This is a genomic window from Geothrix sp. (assembly GCF_030219325.1).
Classification (GTDB): Bacteria; Acidobacteriota; Holophagae; order Holophagales; family Holophagaceae; genus Geothrix.
The window spans coordinates 1,823,155-1,843,732 of sequence record NZ_CP126625.1 but is presented as its reverse complement, the minus strand read 5'-3'; the positions used below and the strand labels follow the sequence as shown (position 1 = coordinate 1,843,732).

17 protein-coding genes and 1 tRNA gene are annotated in these 20,578 nt (G+C 67.7%); 6 read left to right on the top strand and 12 right to left on the bottom strand.

Features of this window, described 5'->3' with window-relative positions; genetic code table 11:
* Positions 1-28 precede the first annotated feature (28 nt).
* Positions 29-1,525 carry a Ppx/GppA phosphatase family protein gene (locus QOZ81_RS08335; RefSeq protein WP_291198989.1) on the top strand — a complete coding sequence of 499 codons (1,497 nt, stop codon included), beginning with the start codon at positions 29-31 and terminating at the stop codon, positions 1,523-1,525.
* A 7-nt stretch (positions 1,526-1,532) separates the two neighbouring features.
* The gene (locus tag QOZ81_RS08330; protein ID WP_291198990.1) at positions 1,533-2,735 is read left to right on the top strand and encodes a LeuA family protein; all 1,203 of its coding nucleotides are present in this window, start codon (positions 1,533-1,535) and stop codon (positions 2,733-2,735) included.
* Here QOZ81_RS08330 and QOZ81_RS08325 read toward each other — a convergent pair whose 3' ends face one another.
* On the bottom strand, positions 2,736-3,407 hold the full coding sequence (locus QOZ81_RS08325; RefSeq protein WP_291198991.1) for a biotin--[acetyl-CoA-carboxylase] ligase: 672 nt from the start codon (positions 3,405-3,407) through the stop codon (positions 2,736-2,738).
* Position 3,408: 1 nt separating this feature from the next.
* Complete coding sequence (locus tag QOZ81_RS08320; RefSeq protein WP_291198993.1) at positions 3,409-4,206, bottom strand: type III pantothenate kinase; 798 nt, start codon at positions 4,204-4,206, stop codon at positions 3,409-3,411.
* Between the two features lie 111 nt (positions 4,207-4,317).
* Between QOZ81_RS08320 and QOZ81_RS08315 the strand changes: the two genes are divergently transcribed.
* From QOZ81_RS08315 to QOZ81_RS08305, 3 genes are all read left to right on the top strand, one after another.
* Complete coding sequence (locus QOZ81_RS08315) at positions 4,318-5,688, top strand: tryptophanase (protein WP_291198995.1); 1,371 nt, start codon at positions 4,318-4,320, stop codon at positions 5,686-5,688.
* A 92-nt stretch (positions 5,689-5,780) separates the two neighbouring features.
* Entirely contained in the window at positions 5,781-6,785 is a 1,005-nt protein-coding gene (locus QOZ81_RS08310; RefSeq protein WP_291198997.1) for a CPBP family glutamic-type intramembrane protease, read from the top strand.
* A gap of 38 nt (positions 6,786-6,823) precedes the next feature.
* Positions 6,824-8,227 (top strand): aldehyde dehydrogenase family protein, encoded by a 1,404-nt coding sequence (locus tag QOZ81_RS08305; protein ID WP_291198999.1) that lies wholly within the window; start codon positions 6,824-6,826, stop codon positions 8,225-8,227.
* Between the two features lie 13 nt (positions 8,228-8,240).
* Here QOZ81_RS08305 and QOZ81_RS08300 read toward each other — a convergent pair whose 3' ends face one another.
* The 8 genes from QOZ81_RS08300 to QOZ81_RS08265 form a co-directional block, all read right to left on the bottom strand.
* Positions 8,241-10,223, bottom strand: coding sequence for an ABC-F family ATP-binding cassette domain-containing protein (locus tag QOZ81_RS08300; protein ID WP_291199001.1), 1,983 nt, complete (start codon positions 10,221-10,223; stop codon positions 8,241-8,243).
* 53 nt (positions 10,224-10,276) lie between these two features.
* A tRNA-Ala gene (locus tag QOZ81_RS08295) sits at positions 10,277-10,352 on the bottom strand.
* A 50-nt stretch (positions 10,353-10,402) separates the two neighbouring features.
* Complete coding sequence (locus QOZ81_RS08290; RefSeq protein ID WP_291199003.1) at positions 10,403-12,313, bottom strand: LysM peptidoglycan-binding domain-containing protein; 1,911 nt, start codon at positions 12,311-12,313, stop codon at positions 10,403-10,405.
* A 4-nt stretch (positions 12,314-12,317) separates the two neighbouring features.
* Entirely contained in the window at positions 12,318-12,701 is a 384-nt protein-coding gene (gcvH, locus tag QOZ81_RS08285) for a glycine cleavage system protein GcvH (RefSeq protein WP_291199005.1), read from the bottom strand.
* Positions 12,702-12,742: 41 nt separating this feature from the next.
* On the bottom strand, positions 12,743-13,858 hold the full coding sequence (gene gcvT / locus QOZ81_RS08280) for a glycine cleavage system aminomethyltransferase GcvT (RefSeq protein WP_291199007.1): 1,116 nt from the start codon (positions 13,856-13,858) through the stop codon (positions 12,743-12,745).
* Between the two features lie 25 nt (positions 13,859-13,883).
* The gene (gene sfsA, locus QOZ81_RS08275; protein ID WP_291207538.1) at positions 13,884-14,624 is read right to left on the bottom strand and encodes a DNA/RNA nuclease SfsA; all 741 of its coding nucleotides are present in this window, start codon (positions 14,622-14,624) and stop codon (positions 13,884-13,886) included.
* Entirely contained in the window at positions 14,621-15,184 is a 564-nt protein-coding gene (locus QOZ81_RS08270; protein WP_291199009.1) for a D-glycero-alpha-D-manno-heptose-1,7-bisphosphate 7-phosphatase, read from the bottom strand. Before QOZ81_RS08270 ends, sfsA begins: the two co-directional genes overlap by 4 nt.
* The gene (locus QOZ81_RS08265; RefSeq protein ID WP_291199011.1) at positions 15,181-16,266 is read right to left on the bottom strand and encodes a TolB family protein; all 1,086 of its coding nucleotides are present in this window, start codon (positions 16,264-16,266) and stop codon (positions 15,181-15,183) included. Before QOZ81_RS08265 ends, QOZ81_RS08270 begins: the two co-directional genes overlap by 4 nt.
* 100 nt (positions 16,267-16,366) lie before the next feature.
* On the opposite strand from QOZ81_RS08265, the gene QOZ81_RS08260 reads away from it, so the two are divergent.
* Positions 16,367-17,059: a CoA transferase subunit A gene (locus QOZ81_RS08260; RefSeq protein WP_300715372.1), complete on the top strand. Its 693-nt coding sequence runs from the start codon at positions 16,367-16,369 to the stop codon at positions 17,057-17,059.
* A 4-nt stretch (positions 17,060-17,063) separates the two neighbouring features.
* Here QOZ81_RS08260 and QOZ81_RS08255 read toward each other — a convergent pair whose 3' ends face one another.
* Positions 17,064-18,875, bottom strand: coding sequence for a response regulator (locus QOZ81_RS08255; RefSeq protein WP_291199015.1), 1,812 nt, complete (start codon positions 18,873-18,875; stop codon positions 17,064-17,066).
* Positions 18,872-20,542 (bottom strand): sensor histidine kinase, encoded by a 1,671-nt coding sequence (locus tag QOZ81_RS08250; RefSeq protein WP_291199017.1) that lies wholly within the window; start codon positions 20,540-20,542, stop codon positions 18,872-18,874. The genes QOZ81_RS08255 and QOZ81_RS08250 overlap by 4 nt, the downstream gene beginning before the upstream one ends.
* Positions 20,543-20,578 lie beyond the last annotated feature (36 nt).

Sequence of the window (20,578 nt, the reverse complement as noted above, 5' to 3'; positions counted from 1 at the left end):
GGATGGCGGCATTGGCCACAATCGTCCCATGCGGATCGCAGCCATCGATGTCGGGTCGAACTCCATCCACATGATGGTGGTGGAAGCCGATCCCATGGGCGGTCAGCGCGTGATGGCCCGGGAGAAGGCCATGGTGCGCCTGGCCAGGGGCGAGGCGAAGTCGGGGGAGATCGGACCCGAAGCCTTCCGCGCCGGCCTCGAGGCCCTGGGACAGATGGCCAGGCTCATCCGGGATTTCGGCTGCGACACCATCATGGCCTGCGGCACGGCGGCCCTGCGCGACGCGAACAACGCCCAGGCCTTCGTGCTGGAGGCCGAAAAGCTCGGCATTCCCATCCAGGTGATCTCCGGCGAAGAGGAGGCCCGCCTCATCCACCAGGCCGTCTCCCACGCGATCCCCTTCCCGCCGGAGCCCGTGGCGCTGGTGGACATCGGCGGCGGCAGCACCGAGCTGACCTGGGTGCAGGGCGGCCGCGTGGCGGCCAGCATCTCGCTGCCCTGGGGCCTGCAGCGGCTGGCGGACGCGGCCCAGACCGCCAATCCCCCCACGGCGACCGACCTCAGGCAACTCCGGAAGATGATCCGCCGCATCCTGAAGAAGGCCCGCAAGGACCTGCCTTCCGTCCTGCCCGAACCGGCCCTGATTCTGGGCACCTCCGGGACCCTGGAGGAGCTCATGAAGGGAGTTCCGGCAGGCCAGCCCCTGACCATCGAGCAGCTCCGGGACTTCACCCTCCGGCTCTGGCGCACGGATGCCCAGCAGCGCATCGAGCGCCTGGGGATCGATCCCAAGCGAGCCGAGGTGCTGCACGTGGGCGCCATCTGGGCACTCTCGCTGATGGAGTGGCTGGGCTGCCCGCCCCTGCGCCACCTGCCCGTGGGCCTGCGCGAGGGCATGATCTGGGAGGCCCTCAAGCACGGCGGCGCCGCCATCCCGCCGCTGGCGGACCGCCGCCGGGCCTCCGTCGAACAGCTAGCCGCCCGGCTTGACCCGGACCCGGGCCACAGCCGCCACGTGGCCCGGCTGGCCGATGAGCTCTTCACCTCCCTGCAGCCCCACTTCGAGCTGGGCGACACCGAGCGCCAGTGGCTGGCCTACGCGGCCCGTCTGCACGACATCGGCTTCTCCATCGCCGAGAAGGGCCATCACAAGCACGGGGAATACCTCGTCCGCAATGCCGCCCTGCCCGGTTTCTGGCCGGAGGAGGTGGACCTGCTGGCCCAGGTGGTGCGCTTCCACCGGGGCAAGGCGCCCCATCACGCGAAGCACGAGGCCTTCCGGGCCCTGGCGCCCTGGCACCGCCAGGTGGTGCGCAAGCTGGCGGCCATCCTCCGCGCCGCCGATGCCCTTGACCGGCGGCGGCGGCAGTCCGTGCGCCACCTGGCCGTGGAAGTGGACGACCAGCGCCTGCACCTCATCCTGGATGCCGCCGGAGACGTCGATCCGGAGATGGAGGCCTTCCTCGACAAGGGCGCCCTCCTGGGAACCCTGCTGGACCGCTGGATTGAAGTCACCGTAGTCTAGTTTCTCCATGACCCTCGACGAACTGATCAACGACTGGAACGGCCTTCCCGCCAGGGGCGACCGGATCCCCCTGCTGAACGACGAGACCCTGCGGGACGGCCTGCAGAGCCCCTCGGTCCGCGATCCCGACATCGCCGCCAAACGGGATCTCACCCATCGCCTGGCCCGCCTGGGGGTGGATGCCGTGGACCTCGGCATGCCTGGCGCGGGCCCCAAGGCCCTGGCGGCCGTGCGGGCCCTCATGGTGGAGATCCGGGACCACCGCCTGCCCATCTCCCCCAATGTCGCCGTCCGCACCCTGGAGGCCGACCTCGCCCAGGTGGCCGAGATCCAGCAGCGGGCTGGCATGCCCCTCGAAGCGGGCGCCTTCCTGGGCTCCAGCCCCATCCGCATGGACGTGGAGGGCTGGGACCTGGGCTTTCTGGTGGCCACGGCCCGCAAGGCCATCGCCTTCTGCCGCCGTCAGGAAGTGCCCGTGATGATGGTGACCGAGGACAGCACCCGGGCCCGGCCGGATGTGCTCAAGGCCATCTACAGCGCCGCCCTGGACGAGGGCGCCCAGTCCATCTGCCTGTCGGACACCTGTGGCCACGCCACCCCCGATGGCGTGCGGCGCCTGCTGCGGTTCATCAAGGACGAGGTGGTGAAGGATCGCTCGGTGCGCATCGACTGGCACGGCCACAACGACCGGGGCCTGGGCGTGGCCAACGCCATCGCCGCCTTCGAGGCGGGCGCGGACCGGCTGCACGGCAGCATCCTCGGCATCGGCGAGCGCTGCGGCAACGTCGCCATGGATCAGCTCATGATCAACCTGCACCTCATGGGCTTTCCCAAGGGGGACCTCTCGGACCTGCCCGCCCTGGCCGAGCTGGTGGCCGAACTGTGCGACGTGGAGATCCCGGCCAACTACCCCGTGCTGGGCCGGGATGCCTTCCGCACCGGTACCGGCGTCCATGCCGCCGCCATCGTGAAGGCCCTGCACCGCGGGGATGTGGAACTGGCCGATGCCGTGTACTCCGGGGTCCCAGCGGCCTTGGTGGGCCGACGCCAGGAGATCGAAATCGGCCCCATGGCCGGCCACAGCAATGTCGTCTACTGGCTCGAGATGAACGGCTATGATCCCAGCCCCGAACGCGTCGACCGCATCCTCCAGACCGCCAAGAACAGTCCGAGGATCCTCAGCGAAACCGAGATCCGGTCGGTACTCTGATCAGGCCAGCCCGGCCACGTCCCCCGCGCTGAGCCGCCGGATCCCCTCGGCCGTGGCCACCTTCAGCCGCCCATCGGACTCCCAGCCCAGACAGGTGCCCTGCCCGTCCTCCCAGCGCAGGGCATCACCCGACTCCGGCCACTGGAAAAGGAGTTGAATGTTTTCCGTCAAATCAGTCCATAGATGAACGATAGCGCCAGCCAACTCGACTGGATCCAGGCCGCGGAACCCCAGGTCCGCCAGGCAGGCGGGTGGCACGGCCCGGCCGGGGATCTCCGGGGCCCCCGTCAAGTTCACCCCCAGCCCGAGGATGAGCCGCCCGCCGACCTGCTCGCCCAGGATGCCCCCCAGCTTCACCAGACGGCCCTCTTTCCGGGCCACCAGGTCATTGGGCCACTTGAGGCCCAGGGCTCGACCCTCGGGATCCAGCACTCGGGCGGTGGCGGCCATGGCCCGCTGGAGGACGAGGCCCGGGGCCACGCCGGCCGGGGCCGGCAGGGCGGCAGACATCCAGAGGCCCTCTCCGGCGGCGCTCTCCCAGCGGTTGCCCTGGCGACCCCGCCCTTCGCTCTGCCGGTCGGCGAGTACCGTGCAGAAGCCCAGTTGGGGGTTCCGCCGGAGGAAGGCCTGGGTGGAGTCCACCACGGCCAGCCGGATCAGCGGCACCGGCATGCTACTTCCGACCGCTGCCCTGGTTGCGGAACCAGAGGATGCGCAGGCCATCCAGGGTGAGGTTCGGGGCGATGTGCTTGATGTGCCTGGTGTGGGGCGCGATGACCTGCCCCAGACCGCCCGTGGCGGCCACCTTGGCCTCGGGGCACTCCTCCAGCAGGCGGTCCAGGATGCCGTCCACCAGGCCCACGTAGCCGTAGAAGATGCCGGACTGCATGGCCTGGACGGTATTCCGGCCCACCAGGCGGTCGGGCTCGGCGATCTCCACCCGCGGCAGGCGGCTGGCCCGCTGGAACAGGGCATCGGCGCTGATCTTCAGGCCCGGGCAGATGAGGCCGCCCAGGTATTCCTTCTTGGCATTGATCACGTCGAAGGTCGTGGCGGTGCCGAAGTCCACCACGATGAGGGGCGCCCCGAACTTCTCGATGCCCGCCACGGCGTTCACCAAGCGGTCGGCACCCAGCTCCGACGGGTTGTCGATGAGCACCTTCACGCCGGTCTTCACGCCGGGCTCGACGTAGAAGGCGTCCACGTGGAAGAAGGTCTTGGCGAGGCTCATGAGCACGGGATGCAGGGGGGGCACCACGCAGGAGATGGCCACGTGCTTGATCTGGCTGGCCTCGATGCCCTGGTGGCGCATGAGGGCCAGGGCCGAGAGCCCGTACTCGTCCACGGTGCGCTCGCGGCTGGTGGCCAGGCGCCAGGAGTGGAGCAGCGGCGCGTCCGGCCCCTGGGCCAGGTCGAAGATCCCCAGCACCACGTTGGTATTGCCCACATCCACGGCCAGCAGAAGACTCATGCGCATGCTCCAAGCCATCCAGGATCGCCTAGGGTGGTCTGCGATACCAGTCCCCTTGTGACCTCCTTCCCGCCAGCCTTCGGTAGCCTGGGGGTTCTGCCTGGAGCCGCCATGCCCCGCACCATGATCGAACCCTTCCGCATCAAGTCCGTCGAGCCCATCCGCATGACCACCTCCCAGGAGCGCCTGGGGATGCTGGAGGCCGCGAAGCTGAACGTCTTCAAGCTGCGGGCCGAGGACGTGCTGCTGGACTGGCTGACGGACTCGGGCACGGGCGCCATGAGCTCGGCCCAGTGGGGCGCCATCATGGTCGGCGACGAAAGCTATGCCGGCTCCCGCAGCTTCTTCCGCCTGGAAGCGGTGCTCAAGGACATCACCGGGATGGATCACTTCATCCCCACCCACCAGGGCCGGGCCGCCGAGAAGGTCCTGTTCAGCGCCGTTTGCAAGAAGGGGGACCTGGTCCCCAACAACTGCCACTTCGACACCACCCGGGCCAACCTCGAATTCAACGGCGTGGAGGCCGTGGATCTCGTCATTCCCGAAGGCCTGCAGCCCAGCCTCATCCACCCCTTCAAGGGCAACATCGACCTCGCGCGAGTGGAGGCCGTCCTGAAGTCCGAGGGCCACCGCATTCCCTTCGGCATGATCACGGTCACCAACAACACGGGGGGTGGCCAGCCGGTCTCCATGGCCAACATCCGGGCCTACGCCAAGCTCCTCAAGCAGCACGGCAAGCCCTTCATCATGGACGTCTGCCGCTTCGCCGAGAACGCCATGTTCATCAAGCTGCGCGAGGACGGCTACCAGGACACCCCCATCAAGGCCATCTGCCAGGAGATGTTCAGCTACGCCGACGGCTGCACCATGAGCGCCAAGAAGGACGGCATGGTGAACATCGGCGGCTTCATCATGCTGCGCAGCGACGAGTGGCTGGATCCCGTCCGCAACATGCTCATCCTCACCGAGGGGTTCCCCACCTACGGCGGCCTGGCCGGGCGCGACCTGGATGCCCTGGCCGTGGGGCTCGAAGAAGGCATGGAGGAGGACTACCTCCGCTACCGCCTGCGCACGGCTGAATATCTGGGCGAGAAGCTGGAGGCCGCGGGCGTCGGCTTCGTGAAGCCTACGGGCGGCCACGCCGTCTACATCGACGCCAAGACCGTGCTGCCGGACATGCCCGTGGCGCAGTACCCGGCCTGGGCCCTCTGCAATGCGCTGTATCTGGAAGGCGGCATCCGCGGCGTGGAGATCGGCTCGGTCATGTTCGGCAAACGCCTGGACGATGGCACGGAGACCTACCACAGCATGGAGCTGGTGCGCCTGGCCTTCCCCCGCCGCATGTACACCCAGAGCCACTTCGACTTCGCCGCCGAAGTCATCGCCGAGGTGAAGGCCAAGGCCAGGGAGATCCGCGGCGTGGAGATCGTCAAGCAGAGCAAGTATCTGCGCCACTTCACCGCCGAGATGGCCTGGGTCTGAGGCCCTGAAACACCCGTTCCATTTTCCGGACTTGGGACTCATCTCCCGAAGCGAAGGCGCGTAGGCTACTCCGAACCCCACCCGGAGCCCGCATGCCCACCCGCAAGGAGACCCTCTGGTTCATCGCCCTGGCCCTGCTGCTCAGCTGGGGCGTGGGCGCCTGGTGGCTGCTGGACGAGCGCCGGTTCATCCTCATCCGCCTGCTCATGTGCATCCCGGCCTTCGTGGCCATGGGCTGCGCCTGGGCCTTCCGGCGGGAGGCGCCAAGGGCGGCGGGGTTCGCGTTCACAGGTTGGCGTCCCTGGCTGCTGGCCATGGCCTACCCCTGGATCATGATCCTGGTCTGCCTGGGCCTAGCCTATCTTTGGCGCGCCCTCTCAGGCCGGGCCGACTTCATCTACCTGCGGCCCCTGGCCGAGTTCAAGTTCGGGATCTCGAAGAACCTGGGCTTCCAGGGCCTTCCGGCCCTGGGCTTCGCGGCCGCGGCCTGGGTGGTCCTCCTGCTGCCCTGGCTGCTGGTGGCCACCGCCTACCGGGCCCAGTGGCCGGATCGCCTGAAGGCGGCCCTGCCCTCGCCCTGGAGCTGGCTGCACCACGCCTTCCGGGCGGCCCTTTTCGTGCCCACCTTCCTCATCCATGGGGTCTTTCCAGGGGAACTGGGCGAGGAGATGGGCTGGCGGGGCCACCTGGTGCGGCGCTGGGCGGATCGGCCCCTGGTGGCCGTGGCCATCACCATGCCCGTGTGGGCAAGCTTCCACCTGCCCGTGATCTTCTCCTCGGCCCAGAAGGGACACCCGGTGCTGAACGCGGTGTTCCTCCTCTCCATCGCCGCCGCCGCCGTGCCCTTCGCGGCCCTCTACCTCTGGGGACGCTCCGTCTGGCCCTGCGCGGTGCTGCACCTCAGCTGGAACCTCTGGAATCCCATCGTGCTCGGCAACGTCTACACCGGCCATGCCGGGCTCTTCGGGGGACAGGTGCGCATCTTCAATGGCGAGGCGCTCTTCGGGCTGATCTTCAACGCCATCCTGGCCCTCTGGCTGATCACGATGTGGCGCCGTGAGGCGTCGCGAACCCGGGCCAGCCTGCCGGAGGGCTGATCCTGTAGGATGGGCAGGACCCACTGACCAGAGTCCCCATGGCCTCCCCCTCCATCGAAGCACTCTTCGCCCGCCAGCAGGGCGCCCGGTGGCGGGTGGCCGCCACCTCGGCCGACCAGCGGAAGGCGAAGCTCCGGGCCCTCCTGGAGGCCCTCATGGCCCACCGCGCCGAGGCCCAGGCGGCCCTGGCGGCAGACTTCCGGAAGGCCCCGGAGGAAGTGGACCTGACAGAGCTGTATCCGGTCATCTCCGAGCTCAAGGATGCCCTGCGCCATCTGCCCCGCTGGATGAAGCCCCGCCGGGTGCCCACCCCCATCGGCCTGCTCGGCAGCGCCGGCACCATCATTCACGAACCCCGGGGCGTGGTGCTCATCATCGCCCCCTGGAACTACCCCATCTACCTCACCCTGGGTCCCCTGGTGTCGGCCCTCGCCGCGGGCAACTGCGCGGTGATCAAGCCCTCGGAGTTCACGCCCCGTACCAACGCCTTCCTCCGCAAACTCCTGGGTGGGCTGTTTCCGGAGGAGGAGGTGACCCTGGTGGAAGGTGAGGCAGACACGGCCCAGGCCCTGCTGGCCCTGCCCTTCGACCACGTCTTCTTCACGGGCAGCCCCGCCGTGGGCAAGGTGGTCATGAAGGCCGCCGCCGAGCACCTGAGCTCCGTGACGCTGGAACTGGGCGGCAAGTCGCCGGTGCTCGTCGACGCGGACGCCGACCTGGAGAACGCCGCCCGCAAGATCGCCTGGGGCAAGTGCGTGAACGCGGGCCAGACCTGCGTGGCCCCGGACTACGTGCTGGTCCACGAGCGGGTGCATGCCGCCCTGGTGGAGGCCCTGAAACGGGCACTGGTGGACTTCTACGGTGCTGAGGCCGACACCCGGAGGCTGAACCCGGATCTGGCCCGCATCATCCACGACCATCACCACGCCCGGTTGCTGCGCCTGCTACAGGATTCCCGGGGGGTGGTGGTGTTCGGAGGCGAGAACGACCCCGCCACCCGGTACATGGAACCGACCCTGCTCACGGAGGTGGATCCCGCCTCGCCCATCATGCAGGAGGAGATCTTCGGCCCCCTGCTCCCCATCCTGAAGGTGCAGGACATGGACGCGGCCGTGGCCTTCGTGAACGCCCGGCCGAAACCTTTGGCCCTTTACGTGTTCAGCGGCAGCCGCCGGAACGCGGAAGCCCTCATCGGCCGCACCACCGCCGGGGGCGGCTGCATCAACGACACCCTCTTGCACTTCGCCCACACCGGCCTGCCCACGGGGGGCGTGAACACCTCGGGCTTCGGCAAGGCCCACGGCCGCCACGGCTTCGAGACCTTCTCCAATGCCCGGGGCATCCTGCGCCAGCGCACCCGCTTCTCAGCCCTCCAGCTCATGTACCCGCCCTATACGGGCTTCGTGCGGCGACTGATCGACCTGACGCTGAAGCATTTCTAGTGCCTGGCAGGCGTCAGCGCTGCGCTTCCTCCAGGGCCCCCTGGGCGGCTTCCCAGTCGCTCATGGCATAGGCCAGGTCAGCCTCCAGGGCCTTCTGCGCGTCCAGGCGGGCGCTGAAGGCCTGCCAGTCCGTGGGATCCATGGTGGCCATCTCCTTCTGGAGCTCTGCCAACCGGCCTTCCAGGTCCGCCACCTTGGCCTCGGCCTCGGCCACCTGCCGCTCGAAGCGCTTGGTGGCCCGCTGCTTGTCCTTGTCGATGGGCTGGGGCTTGGCGGGCCTTGGTTCATGACTCTGCGGCTTCACCGCAGGGCTGTGCTTCACCGGCGGCGAAGCGGGTTTCTTGGCTGGCTCCGACTCGGCACTGCCTGCTTCGTCTTCGCTGCCCAGGTCGAGATCCACCCACGCCTGATGGTCCTCATAGCCGCCTTCGCGGAACTCGGCCTTGCCTTCGTGGATGCGCAGCAGGGAATCCGCCACGCGGCCCAGCAGGTAGCGGTCATGGGTCACGACGATGGCTGCGCCCGTGAAGCTGAGGATGGTGTCCTCCATGGCCTCCATGCTGGGGATGTCCATGTGGTTGGTGGGTTCGTCCAGCAGCAGCAGGTTCACGCCGTGACGGATGAGCGTGGCGATGCTGAGCCGCGCCCGTTCACCGCCGGAGAGCGCCGTGACGGGCTTGTCCACCTCGTCACCCCGGAACTGGAACTTGGCGAGGAAGCCCAGCACGTCCTGCTTCACGGCCTGCGGCGTCACGCCATGGATCTGCTGGAACACCGTGTTCCGGGGATCCAGGTTGCGGTGGTGCTGGTCGAAGTAGCCCACCTTCACCTGGCTGCCCAGGCGGGCCTGGCCGGTGATGAAGGGGATCTCCTCGGAGATGGCCTTCAGCAGGGTGGACTTGCCCGTGCCATTGAGACCCACGATGCCCATCTTCTGGCCGCGCTTGATCTGGAGCTGCTCCAGGGGCGCGTAGAGCGGCTTCCCGCCCCAGCCCACGCTGGCGTTCTCCAGCACCAGCGCCACGTCGCCGCTGCGCTGGGTTTCCGGAAAGCTGAACTTCACCTTCCGGCGGTCCCGCAGGGGCTTCTGGATGCGGTTCAGCTTGGAGAGGTGCGTGCGCCGGCCCCGGGCCTGCTTGGTGTTCTGCCCGGCAATGTTGCGGCGGATGTACTCTTCCTGGTTCTTGATGTAGGCCTGCTGCTGCTCGTAGTGCCGCTCCAGCAGCTCCAGCTCCTGTTCCTTCTTCTCCATGAACTCGGAGTAGTTGCCCTCGTAGACCCGCGAACGGCCCTGCTCCAGCTCCAGGATCTCGGTGGCGATCTTGTCCAGGAAGTAGCGGTCGTGGCTGATGATGGCCACTGTGGCATCCACCTCCTGGATGAAGCCCTCCAGCCAGCGCAGGCTGGGCAGGTCCAGGTGGTTGGTGGGCTCGTCCAGCAGCAGCAGGTCCTGGCCCTTGAGAATGGCCTTGGCCAGCATCACGCGGCTCTTCTGGCCACCGGACAGCGTCTCCACGGAGCGCTCGAAATCCGCCGCGCTGAAACCCAGGGACTGCAGGATGCTCTCGGCCCGGGCACGGATGGTGAAGCCATCCAGGTGCTCGAAGGCCTCGGTCACCTTCTGGTAGCGCTCCATCACCTCCGTGAGATCGGCGCCGGCCTCGCCCATGCGATGCTCCAGGTCGCGCATCTCGTGCTGCAGCTTCTCGACGTCGCCAAAGGCGGCCAGCGCCTCTTCCAGCACGCTGCCCTGCGTCTCGGGAACCAGATCCTGGGCGTAGTGGCCCATGCGAATGCCGCGTTCCCTCGTGGGTTTCACGACGGTCCCGGCATCGGCCTCCAGCTGGCCCAGCAGCAGCTTGAAGACCGTGCTCTTGCCGGCGCCGTTGCGGCCGATGACGCCCCAGCACTCGCCCTCCTGGATGGCCCAGGTCACGTCCTTCAGCACCTCCTGGGGGCCGAAGCGCAGATCGACGTGGTTGAGGGATGCGAGCATGTCCGGCCGTGTCCGTTCTCAGCAAGAAGGCCACCTTGCGGTGGCCTTCTGTTTGGTGGAGCCAATCGGGATCGAACCGACGACCTCTTGCATGCCATGCAAGCGCTCTCCCAGCTGAGCTATGGCCCCAATCGGGAAGAACCAGTATCACACCCCTTCCGCGCTTCTGCAAGCACCGATCAGCGGGGAGCCAGCCGCAACTTCTGGCCGACCTGGATGCGGTCGCCCTTCAGCCCGTTCCAGGCCTTGAGATCCTTCGCCTCCACCCCGTACTTGCGGGCGATGGTGGCGAGGGCATCTCCCTTCTGCACCCGGTGGAAGGAGGCCACTGGGCTTGCGCTTGGGACGGCGGCCACGGCGCCCGGAAGGCGGACCTCATCCCCCGGGTGCAGGGCCTTGGCGGCCTGGGGATTCAGGCGCATGAGCTCGCCCAGCGGCACCTGGTGGCGCCTCGCCAGCTTCGCCAGGGTATCGCCCGCCTTCGCCCGCAGGGTGGCGCCCGCAGCCGGCGCCGTCGGAACGGGCGCGGGTGCCTCCAGGGTCGGCACGACCCCGGGGCCATCCGGCACCTTGGTCTGCGCCACGGGCGCAGGTTCCTGGCGAGGTGCGGCCGGGCTTTCCGTGGGGCCTTCGAGCTCGCGTGGCACCGCAGGAAGCGGCGGCAGGGGCCGGTCGCCGAGGGCCTTGACCCGCTCGATGCCCGGGACCAGGTCCCGGGCTTCCACGGGGGACGCTGGAGGCGGGGGCACCAGGAGTCGCCTGCCGGGCTTGAACTGCTTCACCGTCAGATCATTGGCCAGCAGCAGATCCTCGGGACTCAGCTTGAAGCGCTGGGCGACCTTCGCGAGGGTGTCACCCTTCTTCACGGTGTAACCCGGGAAATCCAGTCGCTTCCCGTTCGGCATGTGGGCCAGCTGGCGCAGGCAATCCATGGCCCTGCCCGGCGGCACGCGCAGCAGATAGGCCCCGGGGGGCGTGGAGCCTCTCAGCAGCTCCGGATTCAGGGCCTTCAGCGTGGTGGCGTCCGTGCCCGCGCAGCGGGCCAGCACCGTGAGGCTGGTCATGGAGGGGACGGGGACCGTCTCATAGGCGTAGGGCGTGAGCGGGAGGATCCGGAGACCATAGCGTTCGGGATTCCGGCCCACCAGGATGGCGGCGCACAGCTCCGGAACGTAATTCTTCGTCTCGGTCCGCAGCCACCGGGATCGCGCCAGATCCCAGAAATTCCGGGTGCCCACGTTCTGGATGGCCCGTTCCAAGGTGAGGGGGCCGGCGTTGTAGCTGGAGGCGGCCAGATACCAGTCGCCCGTGATCTCGTAGAGCCGTTTGAGGTAGCGGGCGGCGGCCCTCGTGGCCTTCACGGGGTCGCGGCGCTCCTCCACCCAGGCTGTGCCCTTCAGCCCGTAGATGCGGCCTGTGGAGCGGATGAACTGCCACATCCCCACGGCCTTCGCACGGCTCTTGGCCTCGTTCCGGAAACCGGACTCGATGACGGCGAGGTAGGCCAGGTCGGAGGGCACGCCTTCCTCGGCGAAGACCTGCCGGATCATGGGCATGTACTGGGAGGCCCGACCCAGGGCGTTCTCCATGAAGCCACGCTTGGTGCTGCTGAAGAGGCTCACCCAGGTGAGCACCTTGTCATTGAGGTCGATGGGGTAGTCGTAGCTGGCGCCCTGCTCGGCAGACCGCACGAGCTCCGACTCGGCGCGGAGCTCCTCGCCGGTGATGGAGACCACCTCCTCCTGGGCCTTCAGGCCGGGCTCCGGTTCGGTGGCATCTCCGGCGGGGATCTGCTCCTGGACCTCCTTCAGACGGAGGAGGAGTTCCTGAACCTCGACCAGCTTCAGCAGCTCGGGAGACCAGTCCGCGGTGAGGACGTCCGCCTCCTCGAATCTGGTCGCGGCCGCCTTCTCATCGCTGTCTTCGACGGCCTTCTCCGCGGCCTCCACCAGCGCCCGCAGCCGCTGGATGCGGATGGCATCGGACTCCGCGGCCCGCACCGGGACCGTGGTCACTGGAACCTGGGCCAGGGGTGGCGCCTGCAGCGGCGCCATCCCCCAAAGGAGGCTGGCCAGGACCAGGGCTGGCATGGGGCTAGTGGCTTTCCGCGCTCACCAGGGCCGCATAGGCCGTGGCATCCAGAAGACCGGCCAGCTCGCCGGTCAGCTTCACCTTCACCATCCAGCCCTTGCCATAGGGATCTTCATTGACGGCCTCGGGATGATCGCCCAGCGCGGCGTTCACTTCGAGCACTTCGCCGGCCGTGGGCATGTTCAGCTCGGAGACCGTCTTCACGGATTCGACCGTCCCGAACTCCTCGCCTTCGGCAAAGGAGGCGCCCGCCTCCGGCAGGTCCACGAACACCACGTCGCCCAGGGCCTCCTGCGCGTACTGGGTGATGCCCACCAGGGCCGTGCCATCGCCCGCGGGCTTCAGCCACTCGTGGTCCTTGGTGTATTTCAGGTCGGCAGGGAACATGGATCCTCCGGGAGGGGGTGGAATGCACGGATGGGGAAAGGCTACTTGGCCCGCTTGTAGAAGGGTGTCGGGATGATCTCGGCGTTGACGGCCCGGCCGCGGATCTCGATCTGGATGGTGCCGCCGATTTTGGCCAGTTCCGTGGGCACGTAGGCCAGCCCGAGATTGAAGCCGCAGGTGGGGGAGGGCGCCGCGCTCGTGACGAAGCCGATCTGCTTGCCATCCTGCACCACGGGCATGTGGTCGCGGGCGATGTCGCGCTTCTCGAGGGTCTTGAACCCGACCAGCTTGCGGGGGGCCGGCGCGGCCTTGGCGGCCAGGAGGGCCTCGCGGCCGATGAAGTCGCTGTGGTCCAGCTTCACGATCCAGCCGAGCCCGGCTTCCAGGGCGTGGATGGTGTCGTCGATCTCGTGGCCGTAGAGGGCCATCTTGCATTCCAGGCGCAGGGTGTTGCGGCAGCCCAGGCCCGCAGGCAGCAGGCCCTTGGGCGTGCCGGCGGCCATGACGGCGTTCCAGACCTTCTCGGTGTCGCCGGCGGCGCAGTAGAGCTCGAACCCGTCCTCGCCGGTGTAGCCGGTGCGGCTGATGAGGCACTTGATGCCAGCCACCTCGCCGTGGGTGAAGAAGTAGTACCCGATGGGCTCCAGCGGCGTCGTCGTGAGCGGCTGGAGGATCTCGAGGGACAGGGGCCCCTGGAGGGCGATCTGCCCCGTCGCGGGGCTTTCGTTCACCACCGTGCAATCAAAAGCGGGAGCGTGCTGCTGCACCCAGGCGAAGTCCTTGTCGGAGTTGCCCGCGTTCACCACCAGCAGGAACTCCTCGTCGCCCTCGCGGTAGACCAGCAGATCGTCCACGAAGGTGCCGTTCTCGTAGAGGAAGGCCGTGTAGTGGACCTGGCCGATGGCCAGCTTGGAGACGGCGTTGGGCGTCAGGTGCTCCACCAGGGCCAGGGCCCCGGGACCCTTCACGCGGATCTCGCCCATGTGGCTCACGTCGAAGAGACCAGCCTTGGTGCGGACCGCCTCATGCTCGGCGATGATGCCCGCGGGATACTGCACGGGCATGTCCCAGCCGCCGAAATCCACCATCTTGGCATTCAGGGCCCGGTGGGCGGCATTCAGTGGGGTCTTCATCAGTTCGGATGCAGCAATCGACATGGAGGCTCCAGCAGGACTCCCCAGTCTATCGCCGGGGAACCCAGGGCAGAAGGCCCGGTAATTCCCACCCGAGGTTCCACAGACCGCTTGGCTCCTGCCTTGTGACGAGGCGCACAGCCAGGGGCAGCACCATCACTCCGGTCTTCGCGGCGCGGTCCAGTTCCGCCGCATAGCCGGGGTCGATCTCGCGCGCGGCGTCGAAACGGTCCACGTCCATGCGGTGCACGAACAGGGCGATGGCGGCCCGGTGGCCCTCCCGCACCATCGCCTGGAGCTCCCGCAGGTGCTTGGTGCCCCGTTCCGTGACGGCGTCCGGGAACAGGGCCCAGGGTCCCTCCTTCAGCGTGGTGTTCTTCACCTCGATGAAGACCTGGCGCCCCTCTCCATCCAGGGCCAGCACGTCGATGCGGCTGCGCTCACCCCCGTAGGCGACTTCCGTGTGAACGCCGTGGAGGCCCGTCAGGCCGGGCAGCGCGTCCCGGCGAGCCGCCTCGGCCACGACGCGGTTGGGCATGCCCGTTTCCACGCCCACCCAGCCGCCGGGCCGTTCCACCGCCAGCCAGGTGAACTTCAGCTTGCGCTCGGGATTGGCGGCAGGCTCCAGGAGCACGCGATCCCCGGGTTCCCAGCAGGTCTTCATGGAACCGGTGTTCGTGGTGTGGGCCGTGACGACGCTGCCATCCTCCAGCTGCACGTCAGCCAGGAAGCGCTTGTAGCGCTGGATCAGGCGGCCCTGCACCAGTCCCGGCTTCTCGACCAGGATCATGGCCACCGGGCCAGGATCCAGTCGATGGCCTCAGGAAGGCTCTCCGCCACCAGATCCGCGGTGGAACCATCCACCCGGGAACCGTACCCCGTCCGGACGAGGGCCACCTGGCAACCGGCCCGGCGGCCGGCTTCCAGATCGATGCCCTTGTCGCCCACCATCCAGGAGCGGGTCAGGTCGAGGCCGTGCTCCTCGGCGGCCCGGAGCAGCATGCCGGGGTTCGGCTTCCGCTCCGGATGATCCGCCACGGCGTACTCCCCGAGGGCGTGCTCATGGTGCGGGGAGGCATAGACGGCGTCGATGCGGGCGTTCTCCAGGGCCAGCAGGGTGCCCATGCGGCTCATGACGGCGGCAAAATCCTGCCACCCGTACCTGCCGCGGCCGATGCCGCTCTGGTTGGTGACCACCACCACGGGGATGCCCCTGGCGTTCAGGCGCGCCACCGCCCCGGCAGCGCCGGGAACCAGGACCAGCTGCTCCGGGTCGCAGAGGAAGTCGACCTCCTCGTTCAAGGTGCCGTCCCGGTCCAGGAAGATGGCTGGTTTCAGCTTCGCGCTCAATTCACCCACTCCGCCACGCACACGTCGAACTGGCGGGAGCCCCGGGGGGCCCTCCCGCTCACCCAGAGCAGCTTCCTGCCATCGGGACTGAAGTGGGGGAAGGAGTTGAACACGCCGGTCCAGGTGATCCGCTCCAGGCCCGTGCCGTCCAGGTTGATCCGGAAGAGGTCGAAGCCCCTGCCCTTGCCTTCGTTGTCGTGGTGGTTGGTGGCAAAGACGATGCCCTTCCCGTCCGGCGTGAAGATGGGTGCGAAGGCCGCGCCCGGCAGCTTCGTCACCTGCCGCTTGCCGCTGCCGTCGGCGTTCATCACCCAGATGTCCATGTCCATGGGCTCCACCAGGTGCTGCTTCAGCAGGTCGCGGTATTTCGCCGAGGCCGCCTCGCCCTTGGGGTAGTTGGTGCGCCAGACGATGAGCTTCGAATCGGGGCTGAAGACCGCACCGCCATCGTAGCCCACACCGTCGGTGAGGCGCAGCAGGTGCTTCCCGTCCAGGTCGACGCGCCAGACATCCACGTCGCCACTGCGTTCACTGGTGAAGATGATCCACTTGCCATTGGGTGCCACAGTGGCTTCGGCGTCATAGCCCGGCGAGGCGAGAAAGGGCTTCGCATCGCTGCCATCGGCGTTGGCAAGGTAGAGGTCGTAGCCCTGGAACACCGGCCACTGGTACTTGCCCGGCGTGAAGGGTGGTCCCTCGGGGCACTCGGGCCCCGCTCCGTGCGTGCTCGCGAAGATGATCTGACGGTCACCCGGCAGGAACCAGCCGCAGGTGACGCGGCCCTTACCGGTGCTCACGCGCTTCTGCTCGGTCCCATCGGCGTTCATGGTGTAGAGCTGGTCGCAGGGATAGCCGTCCCGGGTGCTCTGGAAGATGACCTTCTTCCCGTCGTTCGACCAGTAGGCCTCGGCGTTGGAGCCCGTTCCCGTGAGCTTCTGGACATGGCGGAGGTGGGCCTCCTTGACGTGTCGGAGGCCATCGCCGGGAACGGTCTCTTCGGAGGGTGCGGGCTGACCGTGGGCGGGAGCCTGGGCCGCGGCGGGCAGCGCCAGGGCGGCCAGCAGGAGAAGGTTCCGGATCATGGATGCGACCTGCCTTTCACAACAGTGACTTCGAAGAAGCATGGCAGAAGTGGCACACTGGATTAAGAGTGCCCAACAAATCCCCGACGAGGACGGATTCATGATCGACAAGCGCGTCAGCAGTGCCCTGGAAGCCGTGAAGGACATACCGGATGGTGCCCACCTCGCCGTGGGTGGGTTCGGCCTCTGCGGCATTCCCGAGCACCTCATCGCGGCCCTGGCCCAGTCCGGCGCGAGGGATCTCACCTGTTATTCCAACAATGCGGGCGTGGATGATTTCGGGCTCGGGATCCTGCTGAAGAACCGCCAGATCCGGAAGATGGTCAGCAGCTACGTGGGCGAGAACGCGGAATTCGAGCGGCAGTTCCTCAGCGGCGAGCTGGAGGTCGAGCTGGTGCCCCAGGGCACCTTGGCGGAGCGCATGCGGGCCGGCGGGGCCGGCATCCCGGCCTTCTTCACCCCCACCGGGGCCGGCACCAGGGTGGCCGAGGGCAAGGAGACCCGCCTGCTCCGGGGCCGGGAATGTGTGCTGGAGACCGGGATCTTCGCTGATTTCGCCCTGGTGAAGGCCTGGAAGGCGGACCGCCTCGGCAACCTGGTCTTCCGCAAGACCGCCCGCAACTTCAACCCCATGGCAGCCACCTGCGGGAAGGTCTGCATCGCCGAGGTGGAGGAGATCGTCGAGGTCGGGATGCTGGATCCGGACGCCATCCACACGCCGGGCATCTTCGTCCACCGCCTGGTGCTCGGGGCGGAATACGAGAAGCGCATCGAGAAGCGGGTGACCCGATAGGGGTCTACTCCATCGGAAAACTGATCCGCACGAGGGAACCCCGTTCCGCCGGCAGGATCTGGACCGCCCCGCCGTAGGCCTTCATGAGCTGGCCACAGCTGGGAAGCCCCTGGCCCGGCTTCCGGCCGGAGGCACTGGCCCCTGCCCGAAGGTCGGGGAAGGGTTCAAAGGCCGTGTCGAGCAGCGCCTCATCGATGGCGGCGCCATCGTCTTCCAGCTCGATGCGGAAGTGGCTGTTCCCCCCCCAGGTTCGCAGGGTGATCCGCCCGGCCTGGCCCTGCACGGCGTGGCCGACCAGGTGGCTGAGCAACTCCGCAAAGTCCGAATACACCCCGAAGAGGAGATCCCGGGGCGCCTGGAAGTTCATCTCCACCGCCAGGGACTCCGGGAGCGTGCCCTCTGCCCGGAGGAGTTCCAGTTCCTGGCTCATGAGGTCGTGGAGGTGGATCCATTCGGGGGAGCGCGCCTCGCCCTGCCCTGCGCGGCGGAGCAGTCCCCGGACCAGGCCATCCACCTGGGAGACGGCCTCGCAGATCTGGTGCATGGACCGGTGGCACTCCGCCCTGTCCTCCGGGGCAGGAACCTCTGGGCGCTCCATGAAGACCGAGAGCGCAGCGCTCTCCTGCTTGAGCACGCCCACAGGAGACTGGAGCCGCTGCGCCATGCTCATGAAGAGCGTTCCCAGGGCGGTCCTCTGGTTCTGGGCCCCCAGGGCCCGCTGGGCCTCCTTCAGGGCCTCATAGGCGGATTCGAGCCCCTCGTAGCTGGTGCCCAGGGCCCGGCTGGTGTCGGCCAGGTGGGCGATGAGCCCGGCGTTCTCCAGACTGACCTGGAGGATGCCCGCATGGAGGGCCGCCAGCTCCGTCTCGAAGGGCAGGAAGGGCTGGTCCGGACGATCGGCGGCCAGGAACCCCCAGAGATGCTGGTCCCCAGACCGGCTACGGAGGGGGAGCAGCAGGGCCTGGGCCCTGGGAGACCACAGCCCCAGGTCGATGCCCTGCTCCCAGGGGGCCGATTGGCGAAGGTCGCTGCCGGTGAGGATCGTGCCATCGGGAAGACCATTGGCCCAGATGATCAGCGGGTGGGTGGAGGGGATGACCGTGGTCTCGGCGAAATGGTCCGGTGTCTTCTCCAGCCCCTCGAAATAGGTCCCGCTGCCATGCACCCGGTAGGCCCGGAGTCGGTCGAGGTGGAGCTCCTCCTGGAGCTGCCCCAGGACCCGAAACAGGATGTCCCCGTCGTTCACGATGGGGATGATCTCCTTGCTGAGCGACAAGAGGCGGGAGAGGTGGTGGCTGCGCTGCTCCAGCTCGGACTGGGCGGCCAGGAGCTTCCGGTTGCCTTCCTGGGCCTCCTTCAGCTGCGTTTCCAGGTGCTCCACGACCTGCTGGCTGAACTGCCGAAGGGCGGCCCCTTCCCGCCCCTGCTCGAGGTGGTCCCGCCGGCCGCCCAGGTAGGCCTCCACCTGGGCGACGAACAGGAAGGGGTCGATGGGTTTCGGGATGAACCCGTCGCACCCCGTGACCAGGGCCGTCTCCCGGTCGCTCCGCATGGTCTTGGCCGTCAGGGCGACGATGAGCGTGGCGTCCATGCTGGTGTTCTGCCGGAGCTTGGTGGCCACCTCGAAGCCCGACAGGCCCGGCAGGTTGATGTCGAGCAGGATCAGGGCGGGTTTCAGCGCCAGGGCCAGATCGCAGCCCTTGAGGCCATCATCGGCCCAGTGCATCTCATAGCCGGCCTGGGACAGGAGGCGCTGCACCAGGCGCCAGTTCATGGGGTTGTCCTCGATGCAGAGGATGCGGGGGGCGGTGCTCATCGGCCCGCTCCAGTGGCCAGGGGCATCTCGACGATGAAGGTGCTGCCCTCGCCCTTCCTGCTGGTGGCGTTGATGCGGCCGTGCATGAGGCTCATGAAGCGCTGGCTGATCGCCAGGCCCAGACCGGTCCCGCCGAAACGCCTCGTGATGCTCCCGTCCACCTGTTGGAAGGGCTTGAAGAGGCGGTCCAGCTCCTCCTCGCTCATGCCGATGCCGGTGTCCTCGATGCGCACCTTGAAGCGTCTCCCCTCGCAGCTGGCGGAAATCCGCACCGACCCGGACTCGGTGAACTTGATGGCGTTTCCGGCCAGGTTCGTGAAGACCTGCCGCAGCCGGTCCCGGTCGCCCATGACGCGGATGTCCTCCTCCGGGCGGAGGTACTGGAGGTCGATGGGGCGACCCTTGATGAGCCCGACCGCCATGGCCCTGACTTCATCCAGCAGCTGCACGGGATCGACCTCCTCCAGTTCCAGTTCCATCTTGCCCGCCTCGATCTTGGAGAGGTCGAGGATCGAATCGATGAGGTTGAGAAGCGACCGGCCGTTCTGGTAGATGATCTGGAGGTCCTCGCGGGCCTCGATCCCGAGGCGGCCCTGCGGGTCCTGCATGAGCATGCCCGAGAACCCGATGATGGAATTCAGGGGGGTCCGCAGTTCGTGGCTCATGTTGGCCAGGAACTCATCCTTCAGGCGGTCGACCTCCTTCAGCTTCTGGTAGCTGATCAGCAGGTTGTCGTTGAGCTGGCGCAGCTCCTGGGTCTTCTCATGGACCTTCTCCTCGAGGGTGTTCGCCCAGGCCTTGAGTTCGGAGCGGCTCTGCTCCAGGCCGCGGGTCCGGTCCTGGACCAGCTGCTCGAGGTTGGCCCGGATCTCCTCCAGTTCCCAGATGGTTTCCATCAGCTGCCGCGTGCGCTCCTGGACGCGGTATTCGAGGAGCCGGTTCTGGCGCTCGATCTCATCCCGGGACACCCGCAGCTTGTCGGTCATCACTTCGAAGGATTGGCTGAGGTCCTGGATCTCGTCCCGCGTGTAGACCTTCACTGAGACGGCCTCCAGGTTGCCCTGGGCGACCTTCTGGGCCGCCTCCGTCAGCTGGATCACCGGCAGGAGGTAGCGGTTGGAGAGGAAGATGGCCACGCCGATGCCCAGGATCAGGGTGACCAGGCCCACGGCAAGGCTGGCCTTGATGTTCTCCCGCACGGCCCGCTGGGTGCCCTCGGTGGTGAACCCGATGATCAGGGTCCCCACCAGGTTGGCCCGGGGCTCCTCGTAGAAGACCGGAGCCACCGCCACGAGCATGTTGTCCTCGCGCCGGGTGTAGGTGTGCGAGATCCCATCTTTCAGGACCTGGCCCATGGCCCAGTCGGGCGTGGTGGAGGTGCTGTCCAGGGCCTCCCCGTTGGCGCCATAGACGGCGCTGAACCGGAACGAGGGGATGTTCTGCACCCCCTGCAGCACCTTGGTGATGTCCCGGCTGTTCCCGGTGCTGACCGCCGGCCCCAGGGCATAGCTCGCCGTCTCGGCAACCTGGCGGGCGCTCAGTTCAGCCTGGGTGCGGATCTGATGCTCCACCCACCGGGGGTAGTACAGCAGATTGAAGGCGATGAACGAGAGGACCAGGATGCTGATGACGCCGCTCAGCTTGGTCTTGATGGACAGACGATACATGGAGGGGAGCCTGTGGAACCGGCTTCCAGCCTACCA

What these genes read in the sequence shown, in the direction of transcription:
- QOZ81_RS08335 (WP_291198989.1), top strand. Translation starts at nt 29, where the DNA reads ATGCGGATCGCAGCCATCGATGTCGGGTCGAACTCCATCCACATGATG.
- QOZ81_RS08330 (WP_291198990.1), top strand. Translation starts at nt 1,533, where the DNA reads ATGACCCTCGACGAACTGATCAACGACTGGAACGGCCTTCCCGCCAGG.
- QOZ81_RS08325 (WP_291198991.1), bottom strand. Translation starts at nt 3,407, where the DNA reads ATGCCGGTGCCGCTGATCCGGCTGGCCGTGGTGGACTCCACCCAGGCC.
- QOZ81_RS08320 (WP_291198993.1), bottom strand. Translation starts at nt 4,206, where the DNA reads ATGAGTCTTCTGCTGGCCGTGGATGTGGGCAATACCAACGTGGTGCTG.
- QOZ81_RS08315 (WP_291198995.1), top strand. Translation starts at nt 4,318, where the DNA reads ATGCCCCGCACCATGATCGAACCCTTCCGCATCAAGTCCGTCGAGCCC.
- QOZ81_RS08310 (WP_291198997.1), top strand. Translation starts at nt 5,781, where the DNA reads ATGCCCACCCGCAAGGAGACCCTCTGGTTCATCGCCCTGGCCCTGCTG.
- QOZ81_RS08305 (WP_291198999.1), top strand. Translation starts at nt 6,824, where the DNA reads ATGGCCTCCCCCTCCATCGAAGCACTCTTCGCCCGCCAGCAGGGCGCC.
- QOZ81_RS08300 (WP_291199001.1), bottom strand. Translation starts at nt 10,223, where the DNA reads ATGCTCGCATCCCTCAACCACGTCGATCTGCGCTTCGGCCCCCAGGAG.
- QOZ81_RS08290 (WP_291199003.1), bottom strand. Translation starts at nt 12,313, where the DNA reads ATGCCAGCCCTGGTCCTGGCCAGCCTCCTTTGGGGGATGGCGCCGCTG.
- gcvH (WP_291199005.1), bottom strand. Translation starts at nt 12,701, where the DNA reads ATGTTCCCTGCCGACCTGAAATACACCAAGGACCACGAGTGGCTGAAG.
- gcvT (WP_291199007.1), bottom strand. Translation starts at nt 13,858, where the DNA reads ATGTCGATTGCTGCATCCGAACTGATGAAGACCCCACTGAATGCCGCC.
- sfsA (WP_291207538.1), bottom strand. Translation starts at nt 14,624, where the DNA reads ATGATCCTGGTCGAGAAGCCGGGACTGGTGCAGGGCCGCCTGATCCAG.
- QOZ81_RS08265 (WP_291199011.1), bottom strand. Translation starts at nt 16,266, where the DNA reads ATGATCCGGAACCTTCTCCTGCTGGCCGCCCTGGCGCTGCCCGCCGCG.
- QOZ81_RS08260 (WP_300715372.1), top strand. Translation starts at nt 16,367, where the DNA reads ATGATCGACAAGCGCGTCAGCAGTGCCCTGGAAGCCGTGAAGGACATA.
- QOZ81_RS08255 (WP_291199015.1), bottom strand. Translation starts at nt 18,875, where the DNA reads ATGAGCACCGCCCCCCGCATCCTCTGCATCGAGGACAACCCCATGAAC.
- QOZ81_RS08250 (WP_291199017.1), bottom strand. Translation starts at nt 20,542, where the DNA reads ATGTATCGTCTGTCCATCAAGACCAAGCTGAGCGGCGTCATCAGCATC.